The sequence below is a fragment of the Pontibacter sp. CAU 1760 genome (assembly GCF_054482735.1).
This window is the reverse complement of sequence record NZ_JBTLRL010000003.1, coordinates 143,855-159,845: the sequence shown is the minus strand read 5'-3', so window position 1 is coordinate 159,845 and position 15,991 is coordinate 143,855. Positions and strand designations below refer to the sequence as shown.

Annotated in this window: 9 protein-coding genes and 1 tRNA gene; 5 read left to right on the top strand and 5 right to left on the bottom strand. The window is 57.3% G+C overall.

The window, feature by feature from the left end:
- Positions 1-2: 2 nt before the first annotated feature.
- Positions 3-1,277: a sugar isomerase gene (locus ACXYMU_RS05500; protein ID WP_458985360.1), complete on the bottom strand. Its 1,275-nt coding sequence runs from the start codon at positions 1,275-1,277 to the stop codon at positions 3-5.
- On the opposite strand from ACXYMU_RS05500, the gene ACXYMU_RS05495 reads away from it, so the two are divergent.
- Entirely contained in the window at positions 1,272-1,409 is a 138-nt protein-coding gene (locus ACXYMU_RS05495) for a hypothetical protein (RefSeq protein WP_458985359.1), read from the top strand. The genes ACXYMU_RS05500 and ACXYMU_RS05495 overlap by 6 nt on opposite strands.
- Positions 1,410-1,924: 515 nt before the next feature.
- Here ACXYMU_RS05495 and ACXYMU_RS05490 read toward each other — a convergent pair.
- Positions 1,925-4,051 carry a bifunctional aldolase/short-chain dehydrogenase gene (locus ACXYMU_RS05490; RefSeq protein WP_458985358.1) on the bottom strand — a complete coding sequence of 709 codons (2,127 nt, stop codon included), beginning with the start codon at positions 4,049-4,051 and terminating at the stop codon, positions 1,925-1,927.
- Positions 4,052-4,447: 396 nt separating this feature from the next.
- On the opposite strand from ACXYMU_RS05490, the gene ACXYMU_RS05485 reads away from it, so the two are divergent.
- The 4 genes from ACXYMU_RS05485 to purU all read left to right on the top strand — a co-directional run bounded on the left by ACXYMU_RS05485 (position 4,448) and on the right by purU (position 9,465).
- Positions 4,448-4,521 (top strand) — tRNA-Pro (locus ACXYMU_RS05485).
- Between the two features lie 226 nt (positions 4,522-4,747).
- Positions 4,748-5,287, top strand: a complete 540-nt coding sequence (locus ACXYMU_RS05480; protein ID WP_458985357.1) for a hypothetical protein — start codon at positions 4,748-4,750, stop codon at positions 5,285-5,287.
- 354 nt (positions 5,288-5,641) lie between these two features.
- The gene (locus ACXYMU_RS05475; protein WP_458985356.1) at positions 5,642-8,593 is read left to right on the top strand and encodes an FAD-binding and (Fe-S)-binding domain-containing protein; all 2,952 of its coding nucleotides are present in this window, start codon (positions 5,642-5,644) and stop codon (positions 8,591-8,593) included.
- A 32-nt stretch (positions 8,594-8,625) separates the two neighbouring features.
- Positions 8,626-9,465, top strand: a complete 840-nt coding sequence (purU, locus tag ACXYMU_RS05470) for a formyltetrahydrofolate deformylase (RefSeq protein WP_458985355.1) — start codon at positions 8,626-8,628, stop codon at positions 9,463-9,465.
- A gap of 33 nt (positions 9,466-9,498) precedes the next feature.
- Here purU and ACXYMU_RS05465 read toward each other — a convergent pair whose 3' ends face one another.
- The 3 genes from ACXYMU_RS05465 to ACXYMU_RS05455 all read right to left on the bottom strand — a co-directional run bounded on the left by ACXYMU_RS05465 (position 9,499) and on the right by ACXYMU_RS05455 (position 15,979).
- Positions 9,499-10,995: a rubredoxin gene (locus tag ACXYMU_RS05465; protein WP_458985354.1), complete on the bottom strand. Its 1,497-nt coding sequence runs from the start codon at positions 10,993-10,995 to the stop codon at positions 9,499-9,501.
- Between the two features lie 10 nt (positions 10,996-11,005).
- Positions 11,006-14,524: a molybdopterin-dependent oxidoreductase gene (locus ACXYMU_RS05460; RefSeq protein ID WP_458985353.1), complete on the bottom strand. Its 3,519-nt coding sequence runs from the start codon at positions 14,522-14,524 to the stop codon at positions 11,006-11,008.
- 90 nt (positions 14,525-14,614) lie between these two features.
- Positions 14,615-15,979, bottom strand: a complete 1,365-nt coding sequence (locus ACXYMU_RS05455; RefSeq protein ID WP_458985352.1) for an MFS transporter — start codon at positions 15,977-15,979, stop codon at positions 14,615-14,617.
- Positions 15,980-15,991 lie beyond the last annotated feature (12 nt).

Genomic DNA, 15,991 nt, shown 5'->3' with positions numbered 1-15,991 from the left:
GCTTATAGGCCGGTTGAGACAGTTTTCAATCCGCGTTCGCTTACCAGTTGCTCCCGCACTTTCAGCTCCCGGAACAGCTGCAGCGGGCGCAAAGCGGCGCCGGAACGCAGCCGCGCCTCGGCCACGATTGGGCGCACATCGGTGCGGTAGGCTTCCTGCAGTATTTCCTGGCAGCGCGCCACGTCGTTCTCCTGCTGTGCCTCCTGAAGCGCCTGTTGGTCCACCAGCAAGGCCTGGGCATAGGCGATCAGGATGGCCTCCACCGACTGCAGCAAATCCTCGAGCGGGTCTTTCACATTGTGCGAGGCGTCGATCATCCAGGCCAGGCTGCTGGCATGCTCCATACCCCGGGCATCCATCCCGTCTATCAGGCTGTTGAAGATCAGGAACAATTGGTAGGGCTTGATGCTGCCCGTGGTCAGGTCGTCGTCGCCGTATTTGGAGTCGTTGAAGTGGAAGCCGCCCAGTTTGCCCTCCATCAGCAGCAGCGAGACAATTTGCTCGATGTTGGCGTTGGGCAAGTGGTGGCCCAGGTCCACCAGGGTATAGGCTTTGGGGCCGAGTTTGTTGGCAAACAGCAGCGACTGCCCCCAGTCGCCCACCGTCATGGAGTAAAAGTTAGGCTCAAAGGCCTTGTACTCCACAAACACTTTCCAGTCGTCGGGCAGGGCGGCGTATACCTCCTGCAGGCTCTCCAGCGTGTTCTCGAAGGCCTGGCGGAAGTTGAGCTGCCCCGGAAAGCTGGAACCGTCTGAAAGCCATACCGTCAGCGCGTCAGACCCCAACGCCACGCCGTGCCGGATTACCTCGATGTTGTGCTCCACGGCCTGACGCCGCACGGCTTTGTCCACGTGCTGCATCGAGCCGTATTTGTAGCTCAGGCTTTGGCCGGGCTGGTCCTGGAAGGTGTTGGAGTTCACGGCATCGAACTTCAGCCCGTGCTGCGCTGCCAGGGCATTGATGGCGCTGTAGTCACTGGGGATGTCCCAGGGGATGTGCAGCGAGATGGCCCCGCTTGACCGGTTCAGGGCATGGAGCAGGCCCACGTCCTCGATCTTCTCCTCCAGGCTCCGTGGCTCGCCTATACCCGCAAAGCGCCCGAAGCGGGTACCGCCCGTGCCCAGTGCCCAGCTCGGAATGCCGATCTGGAAATCCACTAGCTTTTGCAGGATCCCCTCCACATTGCGGAAGGAAGCGGAAACAAAGTCGAACCTGCGTCCATGCTCCGAGGCATGCCGCTGGTTGAACTCGTCTATCTTATACTGTTCTATTTGCATGACTATAATCTGTTTGATGAAAGTGGCCGCAGGAAAGAGTTCCCGATAACCGGTTACATTTATTCGCCCGCTTTCCATACCGCCAGTTTGAGCGAAGCGGTAAAGGTGGCGGCACACGCAGACAAGTTATAAACTTGCCTCATACCCTGCCACAAGTTACGATGCCGCTAAACTTGCGGTATAGTTTGGTGACTTTATCTGAACACAGCTTTACTTTCGTCTTCCTTTAAAGGGTAGGGTCGTTTCATTCTAAGCTTGCCTTCGCTCGCATCTTGCGCGTGTAGGATATAGTTGGGCCTCTAGCACAGTCGAGTTACCAACCCGACATCATTTTTAGACACCCCAAAAGCCTCTAGGGCGCCATCAAGATAGAGAATGAAACAGCCCTGCTTTGTCGAGGGCCCCTACCCCCAAGGGTAGGTAGGGCCGTTAAGTTCTACATTATATTAAGCCATGGCGCGAGCGTCCTCGCTCGTGTCCTACTATTTTCTGGCCCTCTGGGCCAGTTGAGTCGGAGACTCAACATTCACTTTAAGACACGAATCTGGAGATTCGCGCCAGAATCAGGTAGAACTTAACGGCCCTGCTACCCCCAAGGGGGATTTTCCTTACACAATGTACCTCTTGGCAAGGTTCACTGCCTACAATTACCGCACAAAGGCCATGGCCACGCCACCGTCCACGTTCAGCACGTTGCCGGTGGACTTGCTCAGCAGTCCGCCCACAAAGGCGAAACAGGCGTTGGCAATGTCATCGGGTAAAATGATCTCGTTTAGCAGCGTGCGCTTGGCATAGAAAGCCGGCAGCTCCTCCACTTTCACCCCGTAGGCCTTGGCGCGGCCTTCGGCCCAGCCACCGGCCCAGATGTTGCTGTCGCTGATCACGGCGTCGGGGTTCACCACGTTCACCCGAATCCCGTCTCCGCCGAGCTCGGCGGCGTTCAGGCGGCTCAGGTGCAGCTGCGCGGCCTTGGCCGAGCCGTAGCCCGCGTTGTTGGGGCCGGACACCAGCGCGTTCTTACTCACGATGTTGAGCACGTCGCCACCGATGGCCTGCTTGCGCATTACCTCCGTTGCCGCCTGCGTCACCAGGAACTGCCCCTTCACGAGCACGTCGTAGAGCAGGTCCCAATCCTTTTCTGAGTGGTCCTCGATGGACTTGGAGATAGACAGCCCGGCGTTGTTGACGATGATATCTACCCCCCCGAAAGCGAGTGCCGCCACATCAAAAGCCTCTTTTATCTGATTGGCCTTGGTCACGTCCAGCATCGCTGTGGCATAGCTGTCTTTCCCAAACTGGGCCTTGAACTCCTCCCCGGCGCCCTGCAGGCGCTCCTCGTTCATGTCGTTGAGCACCACGACGGCGCCTTCCTCCACAAACCGCTTGGCGATGGCCTTGCCGATGCCGCCGGCACTGCCTGTGATCAGGGCAATTTTGCCAGACAGTGACTTGGGCTTGGGCATGCGCTGCAGTTTTGCTTCCTCCAGCAGCCAGTACTCAATATCAAAGGCCTCCTGGCGCGGCAGCGAGGTATACTCCGAGATGGCCTCGGCCCCCTTCATCACGTTGATGGCGTTGAGGTAAAACTCCGACGCCACGCGTGTCGTCTGCTTGTCTTTTGAGAAGGAGAACATGCCCACGCCAGGGTATAGAATGATGACCGGGTTTTTGTCGCGCACCGCCGGGCTGTTGGGGTGCTTGTGTTTTTCGTAGTAGTCCGCGTACATCTGGCGGTATGCCGCAAAGGCAGGGGCCAGCCGCTCCTTCAGTACCTGCACATCCGTGAGGTCCTCGTCCGGTTTCAAATCCAGCACCAGCGGGCTGATCTTGGTGCGCAGGAAGTGGTCGGGGCAGCTGGTGCCCATCGGCGCGAGCCGCTCCAGGTCGTTGGAGTTGATGAACTCCAGCACGCGCGCATCGTCGGTGAAGTGGCCCACCATGTGGCGCTCGCTGGAGCAGAAGCCGCGCAGCACCGGTGCCAGGGCAGCGGCCTGCTTTTTGCGGTCCGCCTCCCCCAGGCTCTGGATCTTCGCCCCGCCGAACACCGGGCCTTTCCGGCCGTAGTGCTGCTCGAGGTAGGCGGCGCAGCGCTCAATCACCTCCAAGGTGTTCACATAACTTTCGTAAGCCGTGTCGCCCCAGGTGAAAAGGCCGTGGGAGCCCAGCATGATGCCTCGGATGCCCGGATTCTCGTCCAGGCATTGGCGCAACTGCAGCCCCAGGTCGAAGCCTGGTCGCTGCCAGTCCACCCACCCGATGGTGCCCTCAAAAAGCTCCGCTGTTATTTTCTTACCGTCTTTGGCAGCGGCGATGGCAATGGCCGCGTCCGGGTGCAGGTGGTCGATGTGCTTGAAAGGCAAAAAGCCGTGCAGCGGCGTGTCGATGGAGGGGGCCTTGGAGCTCAGGTCGAAGATGCTGTGGTTGAAAAGCGCCACCATCTCGTCCTCGTGCTCGATGCCCCGGTACACGTGCTTCAGGCTCCGCAGCCTATCGACATACAAAGCGGCCAGGCCGCTGCGCTTGAGCGTGCCCAGGTCTCCGCCCGATCCCTTCACCCACATCACCTCCGTCTCCTGGCCCGTGAGCGGGTCTTTGGCCATGGCCTTGCAGGAGGTGTTGCCCCCGCCGTAGTTGGTCAGGCGCAGGTCGGCCCCCAGCAGGTTCGATCGGTAGATCAGCAGCCCCACCTCGTCTCCGGCTAGCTTGGCCGCCTCCGCCTCGTCCCAGAGGTAGCTGACATGCTTGAATTCCGTTTTTGTCGTCGATGCTAACATATGCTTCAATGATTATAATTTCGATTTATTTGGATGAACTTAGGCACTACCTTTTCTTTAGGTATAAAAGAAATTCCTCAGCTTTCATACCTGCCAGCAACCGAAGACGCTTCTCAGAGGCTCTCCCAATTTTTTTTTATCGTGGTATATCCTGTAAAACCCCAACTATCGGAGGGCACGCAGTGTCGCTCCAGAGCGCTATGTGTTGCGGCGGGCGGGCTGGCAAGTATAAAAGTATAAAGGAGAAAGCGAATTACTGTCCTGCACTGTCATGCCCAAGGGGTCTAACTGCTGTGCCTGGCAGGCAGGGTATGGGTGGCTGCAGAAATAATTTGCACGTCCTCACCCACAACAGCTTGCATATTTTAGGTGCAGCGTTTATTTTGCCACCAGTTTCGGGGTGTAGCGTAGCCTGGTATCGCGCCAGCATGGGGTGCTGGAGGTCGTGGGTTCGAATCCCGCCACTCCGACGTTTAAAAGGCTTTGTACAGGGATGTGCAAAGCCTTCTTTTATTTTAAAACTTTTTTAGGATTTATAGCATACAAGGGAGTGTAGCCGCCAGGCACTATATATACATGTCAACCATCCATCAGGCATTTACGCTGGGTGTGTCAGGTGATATAAGTTGCAGCCCGTTGTGTGATGAGGGAGCAACAGCAGGACGGCTTTACCGAAAACCTAAACGCTAAAGCGCCATGATAAATCCAGTTTTATCCTACCTGCACCAGTACTACGGTGACAACAAGTTTCATGCCCTGACGCCGCTGATGAAGCAGAACCCGTCCGAGATTACTGAAACCTATATCCAGAACCTCCACCTCGAGGGTTTTATTGAGTTGAAAGAGAAAACCGCCTTTGAGACCCCAAAAAACCAGGAAGAGATACAGCCTATCGCTGCCAAAATGACCCAAAAGGGCATGTATTACCTGGAGGGGAACCGAAAGATTGCCACTATTATTCAGGCCATCGAAAGTCAAACAACCCTTAACCTTCTCTTCAACGACGGCAAGGGCCGTGAGGAGCAGGTAACACTGGCACCCTACGTCTACGGCAAAGACTCTGACGAGCAGGCCTGGGTATGGGGCACCGTGGGAGGTGGCGAACACAAACACCGCCGCTTTCTGCTGGATGATATCATGATCACTGAAACGCAGGGCGAGAAGTTTGTCGTAGACCATGAGATGAAACTGAGCCAGCCCCGCGACATAGAGGTGGTCGCTCAGGTCAACTACTGATCCCAGGGCTCCTGCTATATTGCAACCAAAGCCGCCAGAGGCACATGGCTGCAGTAAATTTGCCTGATTTCTGCTGGCTAAACGCCACTAACCATGCCGGGTATAGTACATTTAAGCTGTAGGGCAGTCAAAATTTGCAGTGCCCTGATGCAGCATGTCCACTCAAATCTTCTTTGACTTTAACCTCCTGCTGCTTACCTTCGGGGGAAAGAAACTTTGCTAAAAGTTCAACAAGGCAAATACTTTGTTTGCCATATTCAGAATGGTTGGCAACAATTTTAGCAAAGTAACTAATTTCACTATGATACGATCAGCTTGCCGTGCCCTATGCATGCGGAGCTTGCGCCTCTTTATATGAACCCAGAAAAACTGAAACAGCTTTCCTCTCAACTGGAAGGTGAGTTTTATTTCGATAGCACCATGCGTACCCTGTACGCCACGGATGCTTCGGCTTACCGCGAAATGCCCGAAGCCGTCGCTTTTCCCAAAACGATTGCCGACATCAAAAAGCTGATCGCCTTTGCCCGGCAAGAAGGCACCTCGCTCATTCCGCGCACGGCAGGCACCTCGCTGGCAGGCCAGGTGGTAGGCAACGGCATTGTGGTGGATGTGTCGCGCACCTTTACGGAGATTCTGGAAGTGAACCCCTCCGAAAACTGGGTGCTGGTGCAGCCCGGCGTGATCCGCGACGAGCTGAACATGGCGCTGAAACCTTACGGGCTGTATTTCGGTCCTGAAACCTCCACGGCGAACCGCGCCATGATTGGGGGGATGGTAGGCAACAACTCCTGCGGCTCTAACTCAGTAGTTTACGGCAGCGCCCGCGAGCATACCCTCTCCGTGAAAGCTATCCTGAGCGATGGCACGGAGGCAGAGTTTGGCGTGCTGACGCTAGAGGAGTTTGAGGCCAAGTGCCGCGGCGAGAACACATCCGGCGAGTTGGAGACACGCATTTACCAGGCTACTAAGGCCATGCTGTCGCATACCCAGACGCAGGAAAACATCCGGAGGGAGTTTCCGAAGCCCAGCATCCAGCGCCGCAACACCGGCTACGCCATCGACCTGCTGCTGGAGTCGGAGCCGTTCACGGAAGGGAAAGAAGCCTTTAACTTCTGCAAGCTGATCGCAGGATCGGAGGGCACCTTGGCGTTCCTGACCGAGATCAAACTGCACGTCGACCCGCTGCCTCCCAAAGAGACGGGCCTAGTGTGCATACATTGCAACAGCATCGACGAGTCGTTGCGCGCTAACCTAGTGGCCCTGCACCACAAGCCGAGCGCCAGTGAGTTGATGGACCATTACATCCTGGAGTGCACCAAAACCAACATCGAGCAAAGCCAGAACCGCTTTTTTGTGAAAGGCGACCCGGGTGCTATTTTGGTAGTGGAGTTGGGTGATGATACCCTGGAAAAAGTACAGGAACGCGCCGAGGCATTGGTGCGCGACCTAGGGAAGAATAAACTGGGCTACCATTACCCGCTCGTGACAGGCCCCGACACCAAGAAGGTATGGACGCTGCGCAAAGCGGGCCTCGGGCTGCTCTCCAACATACCCGGCGATGCCAAGCCGGTGGCCGTGATTGAGGACACGGCTGTGGATGTGGCCGACCTGCCGGAGTTTATCCGCGAGTTTAACCTCACGCTGGAGCAGTATAACCTGTTTTGCGTGCACTATGCCCACGCTGGCAGCGGCGAGTTGCACCTGCGCCCCATCATCGATTTAAAAACTGAGGAAGGCAACAAGCTTTTCCGCGACATTGCCACTGAGATTGCGCACCTCGTGAAAAAGTACCGTGGCTCCCTCAGCGGCGAGCACGGTGACGGCCGCCTACGAGGCGAGTTCATACCCTTCATGATCGGGGAAGAGAACTATAAACTGCTGGAGGAAGTGAAGCGGGTATGGGACCCGGGCAACATCTTCAACCCCGGCAAGATCGTGAACACGCCCTCCATGAACACCTTCCTTCGGTATGAACCCGGGCAGGAAACGCCGGAGTTTGACACCGTGTTTCGCTTCGGGCAGGCGGGTGGCGTGCTGCGGGCAGCGGAGCTTTGCAACGGCTCCGGCGACTGCCGCAAAACGCACCTCACTGGCGGCACCATGTGCCCCAGCTACATGGTGACCCGCAACGAGCGCGACACCACCCGCGGCCGCGCCAACATACTCCGCGAGTTCCTGACGCGCTCACCCAAAACCAACCGCTTCGACCACGAGGAGATAAAAGAGACGATGGACCTGTGCCTTTCCTGCAAAGGCTGTAAATCGGAGTGCCCCTCTAACGTGGACGTGGCCAAACTGAAAGCGGAGTTCCTGCAACACTATTACGATGCCAACGGCGTGCCTTTCCGGACGCGTATGATTGGCAATTTTACCAAGGCGAATAAGCTGGCTGCTATGGCGCCTGGGGTATACAATTTCCTGTTCCGGACGGATGCCACCGCCGCCGTCGCCAAGAAAATGATGGGCTTTGCTCCGAAGCGCACCATTCCGCTGCTGCAGGAAACCACGCTGCAAAGCTGGTTCAAAAAGCACAAGCGGCAGGCAAGCTACGGCAACGAACAGCAGCCGCAGGCTAAAAAGAAAGTATACCTGTTCTGCGACGAGTTCACAAACTATAACGACACGCACATCGGCAAAACCACCGTGCTGCTGCTAGAGAAGCTAGGGTATGAGGTGGAGATTCCGAAGCACGAGGAAAGCGGCCGCACCTACATGTCAAAGGGCCTGTTGCGCGAGGCCAAAAAGCTGGCGCAGCAGAACGTGGCCCTGCTCAAAGACATCATCACGAGCGACACACCTTTGGTGGGGATTGAGCCGTCCTGCATTCTCTCTTTCCGGGATGAGTACATTGACCTCGTGGACGCCGACCAGGAAGAGGACGCGAAGAGCCTGTCGATTCACTGCCTGCAGTTCGATGAGTTTATCGCCCGCGAGATCCTGAACGGCAACATCGACAAAGGGCTGTTTAAAGACGAAGCCAGGTTGATCAAACTGCACGGGCACTGTCACCAGAAGGCGCTTTCGTCGGTGCTCTATACCCAGCAGATGCTCACGCTGCCACCCAACTACAAAGTGGAGGTCATTCCGTCGGGCTGCTGTGGTATGGCCGGCTCGTTCGGGTATGAGGCCGAGCATTATGACGTGTCGATGCAGGTAGGCGAGTTGGTGCTGTTCCCGACGGTGCGACAGCAACCCGAAGAGGTGATCATTGCCGCCCCCGGCACGAGTTGCCGCCACCAGATCAAAGATGGCACTGGCCGAAAGGCCCTCCACCCAATCGAAGTGTTATACGAGGCGCTGCGGTAAGTTCTTTTTATTAGCCAATTGAATAAACGACCATGCAATCAAACATACTCCTGATCAACTGCCCTGATGAGAGCGGGCTTGTCTTTAAGGCCACCAGCATCCTGTATAACAAGTACAACCTGAACATCATCAGCAACGGGGAGTTTGTGGAGCGCAATTACAACCACTTTTTTATGCGCACGGAGTTTTCGGGGGAGTTTGACCGGGAGGAACTGCTGCGCGACTTGTATGAAGTGCTGCCCGACAACGTGGAAATCAGCCTGACAGACAGCCGCAAGAAGAACATTGTGCTGCTGGCCACCAAAGAGCACCATTGCCTCAGCGACCTCCTGATTCGGCATGCTTTTAACGAATTGAATGCGAACGTGCTCTGCGTGATCAGTAACTATGCTGTGCTTGAAAACCTGACGCAGAAGTTCGATATCCCCTTCCACCACATCAGCCATGAGGGTATGAGTCGGGAGGCGCACGAAGCTGCAGTATTGGAAATGGTGCAGCAGTATACCCCAGATTTTGTGGTGCTGGCCAAGTACATGCGCATCCTGTCCGGTGACTTTGTCGCGCATTTCTCGAATCGCATTATTAACATCCACCACTCGTTTTTGCCCGCCTTTGTCGGTGCCAACCCCTACGCTCAGGCCTATGAGCGCGGCGTGAAAATCATCGGGGCTACAGCGCACTTCGTCAACAACGACCTCGACCAGGGGCCTATCATCGCCCAGAACGTGATACCTGTGGACCATACCCACAGCGCGCGCGAAATGGCGCAGGCGGGCCGCGATGTGGAGAAAAACGTATTGGCAAAATCGCTGCGGCTGGTGCTCAACGAGCGGGTGTTTGTGCACCGCAACAAGACCATTATTTTCGAATAGGCAACCCGCGCCGCACAGGCACAGCCTTTATCTTCAAAGGGGCTGCGGGGTGAGTAGCTCCACCTGTACAAAGGCCTCTTTCGTCGCCTCGCAGGTAGGGCATTGGTAGTGTTGCAAGCTCGTGAAGGGGGTGCCAGCCATAATGCCGCTTGCCTCTTCCCCATACCGCTCATCGTACACCGTAAAGCAGTGCCTGCATTGGTAAACCGGCAGCACAGCAGCTACCGCGCTAGCAGTTGCCTCCTCCTCCAGGTACGCTACGTTGGCCATCAGTTCCGGCTCGCTTTGCAGTTCATAGTAGTAGTTGCAGAGCTCTATCAGAGCGGGGCTGAGTTCTGTCCGGCTCAACCCGCTTCTGAACACCACAAAATCTTTGGAGTTGGGGTTGAACTCGCGGGTATGGAGAATCTCGAAGCTTTCAGCGTCGCGGTTGGCCAATTGCGGGTTCCTGTGCTGCGTCCGGATAATGATGGAGCCGAACAGCCCTGTCTTCGGCTGCGTTTTGATGGCAAAGCACAGGCGGTAGGTGCGCACGTCCTCGTCGTTGAACTGCCGCACCAGGTAGTTTTTCAGGTCAAGGCCGTATTCGCACAAATCCTCCACCTGCCAGTTCAGCTCGTTGGAGGCGTGGCGCACGTTAATGCGGTGCTTGCATAAAACCACATCCCACAGGTCGCGGTCCGCCAGCTCAATACCCTTCACGATGATGGATTTCCAGGAGGTCGTGTAAAGCTGCCCTACCCGGGTCTTCAGGCAAACCTTGCAGACATCCTTCAGGAAGGGTACCGGGAAGAGCTCGTCGCGGCGGTAGATGCCCAGCCAAAGCTTGCTGCCATACCGGTTAAAACCCTCGTAATAAGGCAGTTTAAAATCCGGGAGCTTCAGGGACTTGGTAACCGGCTGCACCACAAAGTTGCCCGTCATGCTCACCAGGCCATGCAGCACGTTCCCGTCAATGGCCGGCTGGTCGTAAAACTGTTCCCTCCTGGAAAACACTATACTTTCTATGGTGCTGCTGAGCCTTGGAATGTCCTCTGAGTAAACCAGTGAAGGCCAGGCATACAGGATGTTGGTTTTCGGGAAGCGTATGTACAGGTACCAGTAGTTGCTGGTGTCGGAGGCGATGAAGTTAAGGTTTCCGGTGAAGAAGGGAAAGAACGTCTGGTTGTTGTCCACCAGGCTGATCTTCAGTTGCGGCCGGTAGTCAAACAGGTCCAGGATATCCTTGTATACCCCCTCACGCAGCCAGTCGGCGTGGTAAAAAATATCTTCCATGGCGTAAGAGCTGATAATGTTCGGGTGCATGTCGGCATCCAGCTCATAGATAATGGAGGCAGCCAGCAGGTCCTGTTGCAGGGCCCCCAGCTTCTCTGCCAGCACATAAAACATAATCTGCTGCCTGTTTCCGAAGCGCACGTGCTCTACCCCGGCCTTTTCTGCCGCGTCCAAAATGCCGTATAGGTCGCCGGCCGATACCATGCCACCAGGCAGGTTAATCTTTACTAAGCTCTTTTTCAACATCGTGTCCATACCTTATGTGTTAGGCCAAAACCGGCTGTGCCTCCTGCTGCAAGGCCTCCTCCAGCAATTGTTTCACCTCGGGCCTGCAGGAGCCGCAGCCGGTGCCAGCGCCCGTTTTGGCGCATAGCTCTTTCAGGTCGTGGCAACCCTCCGTTACTTTTTGCCGGATGTTGTCGCTGCCGACGTTGTTGCAGCTGCACACGAGCTTGCCCAGCACCGGTTCGGCCTGCTGGCCGCTGCGCAGGAGCTGCAGGCGCTTCTCGCTCAGCTCCGTTTTATTCGAGATCAGCTCCCGGTACTCTTGGAACTCTGTCTTGTCACCGATCAGGATGGTACCCACCAGCCGGTCCTGGTGAATGATGCATTTCTTGTAGTAGCGCTTGGCCTTGTCGATGAACACCACCTCCTCGTACTGCTCCTCATCGGGGCTCTCGGCCAGGCCGATGCTGCACAGGTCAAAGCCGTGTATTTTGATGATGTTCATGAACGTGCTGCCCTCGTAGTAGCTTGCAATGTTACCGTTCAGGTGCTGGGCCAGCACCTCGGCCTGCTGTTCTGCCGCCGCCGTGATGCCATAGAGCACCCCCTCAAACTCAGCGATCTCACCGATGGCATAAATGCTGGGATCGTTGGTTTGGAGCTTTTCGTTGACCAGCACGCCGCGCTTGCAGTCGAGGCCGCAGGCGCGGGCCAGCTCCAGGTTGGGCACCGTGCCAATGGCGATGATCATGGCGTCACAATCGATGCGGTGGCCGCTTTTCAGGCCCACGCCCGTCAGCTTGGAGCGGCCGTAGTAAAGCTGTACCTCATCGTTGTAGTAAATATCGCAGCCCTGGTCCACCATTTCCTCATGCAGCAGCTGGCTCCCGAGTGGGTCGAGCTGGCGGTTCAGGAAGCGCGACACCCGCTGGATGATCGTGATCTTTATACCGATCTCGCGCAAGGAGGCGGCCATCTCCAGCCCGAGCAGGCCTCCCCCCACAATCACCACATGGCCGTTCTCCGGTAGATGGCTCTTGAAGCTGTCGGCATCCATGCGGTCGCGCATCGTAAAAATACCGGGGAGCGACGGCATGTGCTTCGGCACCGCCGCCCGGCTGCCCGTGGCCATCAGCAGGATATCATACTCCGTTCTGATGCCCCTCGAGTCGACCACAAACTTGTTTTCGCGATTTACCTGCTCCACGCTCACGCCCCGCAGCAGCTCGATGTTGTAGGCAGGCTCCTCAGAGTCCTTCATCTTCACGAGCTGCTCCCAGCTTTGCTGCCCACTGATGTAGTCGGGCAGCATCACGCGGTTGTAAAACGGGAAATTCTCCTTGCTGAAAATCGTGATCTGGTCCTGCTGGTTCAGCTCGCGGTATGATTTCACGAAGCCGTAGGCCCCGGCTCCTGCCCCAATCACCACGATGCGCTGAAAAGGCTTCCGGTACTTTTGCACCTGCACGGCGCAAAACTTGAAGTCCGGCTCTTTCGAAACGGGGTCCAGCGCGTCGCTGGTCAGGTTGTTGGCCCGGTGCAGGTCGCTGCCCAGTATCTTGCCCCAGTGCATGGGCAAAAACACGACGCCGGGCTTGATGCCGGCGGAGAGCTTTGCCTTTACCCGCACCTCGCCGCGCCGCGACCTCACCTCCACCACATCGCCCTCAGCCACCTCCAGCCGTTCGGCATCAGTTGGGTGCACCTCCAGGTAAGCCTGTGAAATGTGCTTCTTCAGCTTACTTACTTTGCCGGTCTTGCTCATGGTATGCCACTGGTCGCGGATGCGGCCCGTGGTCAGGATCAGCGGGTAGTCCTCGTCTGGCAGCTCGCTTCCTATTTTGTCCGAAGGGGCATGTATCACCGCTTTCTTGGAAGGGGTATAAAACACCTTGTCCGTGAAAAGCCGTGCCGTGCCATTACCCGTATCACCGGTTCTGCAGGGCCACTGCAGGCTGCGGTTGGCCTGCAGAACCTCGTAGTTAAGCCCGGTCACGTCGATGTTGGTGCCGGCGGTGAGTTGGGTATGTTCGTGGTAGATCTCGGCGAAATTGGCGTAGTCGAAGCCGCGGTAACCCATTTTTCGGGCAAAGCGGCAGATGATCTCCGCATCCGGGAGGGCCTCCCCCGGCGCGTCCACCACCTTCGGCAGGTAGGTTACGCGGCGCTCAGAGTTGGTCATGGTGCCCTCTTTCTCCGCCCAGGCGGCGGCGGGCAGCACCACGTCGGCATACGCCAGCGTCTCGGGCTTGCTGCTGATCTCCTGCACCACCACAAACTTGGCCTTTTTCAGCCCTTCCTCGGCCATTCGCACATTGGGCAGGCTGGTAAGCGGGTTAGTGCACAGAATCCAGATGGCTTTCAGGCTGCCGTCGTTCAGGGCTTCAAACATCTCGGTGGCCGTGAGCCCCGGCTTCTCCGAGATAACCGTCCCGCCCCAGAACCGCTGCACCTCCGCCCGGTGGGCCGGGTCGTTGAGGTTGCGGTGGGCGGCCAGCAGGTTACTCAGGTCGCCCACCTCCCAGCCACCCATGGCATTGGGCTGGCCTGTCAGGGAAAAGGGGCCGGAGCCGGGCTTTCCGATATGTCCCGTGATCAGGTTGAGGTTCAGCAGGCTCAGGTTCTTGTTCACCCCGTTAGCGCTCTGGTTCAGCCCCATCGTCCACATTGAGATAAAGCCTTTGGCCTGGCCGATGTATGTTGCGGCCAGCTTGATGTCGTCTTCCGGGAGGCCGCAAATACGGGCCGCCTCCGACAGGGTTCTCTCAAACACCAGCTCCTTGTACCGCTCATACCCCTCCGCGTGCTGCTGTATAAACGCCAGGTCGATGTCGCCGCGCTCGATCAGCAAGCGGCCGATGGCATGGTTCAGCGTCACGTCAGTGCCGGGGTTGAGCTGCAGGTGCAGGTCCGCGATGGCGCAGGTGTCCGTTGCCCGCGGGTCCACCACGACAATCTTCACCTCCGGGTTTTGGGCCTTATGCGCCTCCACCCTGCGCCACAGGATGGGGTGGCACCAGGCGGGGTTGGCGCCGGTCACATAAAAGCAGTCGGCCAGCTCAATGTCGTCGTAGCAAATGGGCACGCTGTCCTCGCCGAGCGCCATTTTATACCCTGCCACGGCGCTGCTCATGCACAGCCGCGAGTTGGTGTCGATGTTGTTGCTGCCGATAAAGCCTTTGATCAGCTTGTTGAGGACGTAATACTCCTCCGTCAGGCACTGTCCCGAAGCGTAAAAGGCTACCGAGTCAGGCCCGTACTTCTGGATGAAAGTCTTGAAAACAGCCGCGGTACGTTCCAGCGCGGCATCCCAGGAAACACGCTGCCGGGGCATGGATTTGCTGTAGCGCATCTCGGGGTACAGCAGCCGGTCGCTGGTGTCGTTCACGGTGTACTGCAGGTTCATACCCTTGCTGCACAGCATCCCCTTGTTCACCGGATGCTCACTGTCTCCCTCCACGCGCACTGTGCCATGCTTCTCGCGGTGCACCACCACGCCGCAGCCTACCCCACAGTAGCAGCATGTGCTTTTGAACGAATCCTTTTGTTGCGTTTCCACTGGCATTGATGTTTGTTTGTTTCAGGTGCGATACTGGCCCTAATATGCTCTACTGCAGGTGAGGTCCCTCCACAGGGTTTGCTGCTGAAGCTATACCTGCTCTGCCTGCAGCACAGGCTCGGCTACGCGCATGCCTTCTCTCTCTGCCAGCAGCAGCTCCATTTCGGCCTGCGCCTCCTCTTCCATCTCCGGGGAGAAACGCACGAGCAGCGCCAGCACCGAGGTGCCTGCTACCACCAGCCCGATGATGAAGAGGGCCTCCGGGTACGACAGCGAATCTACCTTGAACAGGAAGCCCGCCGCCACGGCACCCGCGTTTCCGCCAGCGCCCACAATACCCGACACAGCACCCATTGCTTTTTTGTTGATGAACGGCACCACCGAGAAGGTGGCCCCCTCCGACATCTGCACGAAAAGACTAAAAACGATCATGGCCATGATGGAGAGCGGCAACACCGTCATCTGCGAGAACAGCAGCAGGGCCAGCCCCTCCACCAGGATAACCGCCCCCAGGAACCATACCCTGCCCGAGAGGCCCCAGCGTATCCCGGCCTTGTCGCCGAAGAAGCCACCGAGGGTGCGGGCAAAAATGTTCATCAGCCCAAACAAACCGGCAATAAGCCCGGCGGTGGCCAGGTCCAGTGAGAAGTAGTCGTGGTAGTAGATGGCAGCGATGTTATTGATCGTCAGCTCGATGCCGAAGCAGGCCCCGTAGAGCACGAACAGGGCCCACACCCGGTAATCGGCCGCGGCCTTCCAGAAGGGCACGGTGTCTTTCTTCTTCTTGGCCATGGCGATATCATCCAGCTCCGAGATATTCCCGGCAGGTGAGTCCTTGGTATACCGATAATAGGCGATGCCGCAGACGATCATGGCCAGCCCCGGCACCACCATGGCATAGCGCCAGGCCTCTGCCTGCACAAAGCCTGCCCCCACAAAGGCCGCGAACAGCAGCGGCATCACCATCTGCGTCACGCCGCCGCCCAGGTTGCCCCAGCCAGCGGTCGTAGCGTTGGCCGTGCCCACCACGTTGGGCGCAAACATCACGGTGGTATGGTACTGCGTGATCACGAAGGAGGCCCCGATCACGCCAATCGCTAACCTGAACAGCAGAAACGACTCGTAGCTGTTGCTAAGCCCGATAAATATCACGGGCAGCGAGCCCAACAGCAGCAGGCCAGTGTAGGCGACGCGCGGGCCGATCTTGTCGCAGAGCCAGCCGATGGCCAGGCGCGCCACCACCGTGATGGCCACCGACGAGATGATGATGTTCCCGATCTGGTCTTTGCTGAGGTTCAGTTCCTCGCGCACCACCGCCATGAGCGGCGCAATGCCGAACCAACCGAAGAAGCACAGGAAAAAAGCGAGCCACGAGAGGTGGAACGTACGCATGGGTATCGTCTTCAGACTAAACAGGTTAATGGAGGTTGCTTTTCCTTTGGATGCGTTGTTCATACTATTCAGGAT

Bases quoted from the DNA above. Each gene is read 5' to 3' on its own strand.
- purU (WP_458985355.1), top strand. From the start codon at position 8,626: ATGCAATCAAACATACTCCTGATCAACTGCCCTGATGAGAGCGGGCTT.
- ACXYMU_RS05465 (WP_458985354.1), bottom strand. From the start codon at position 10,995: ATGGACACGATGTTGAAAAAGAGCTTAGTAAAGATTAACCTGCCTGGT.
- ACXYMU_RS05480 (WP_458985357.1), top strand. From the start codon at position 4,748: ATGATAAATCCAGTTTTATCCTACCTGCACCAGTACTACGGTGACAAC.
- ACXYMU_RS05490 (WP_458985358.1), bottom strand. From the start codon at position 4,051: ATGTTAGCATCGACGACAAAAACGGAATTCAAGCATGTCAGCTACCTC.
- ACXYMU_RS05455 (WP_458985352.1), bottom strand. From the start codon at position 15,979: ATGAACAACGCATCCAAAGGAAAAGCAACCTCCATTAACCTGTTTAGT.
- ACXYMU_RS05500 (WP_458985360.1), bottom strand. From the start codon at position 1,277: ATGCAAATAGAACAGTATAAGATAGACGAGTTCAACCAGCGGCATGCC.
- ACXYMU_RS05475 (WP_458985356.1), top strand. From the start codon at position 5,642: ATGAACCCAGAAAAACTGAAACAGCTTTCCTCTCAACTGGAAGGTGAG.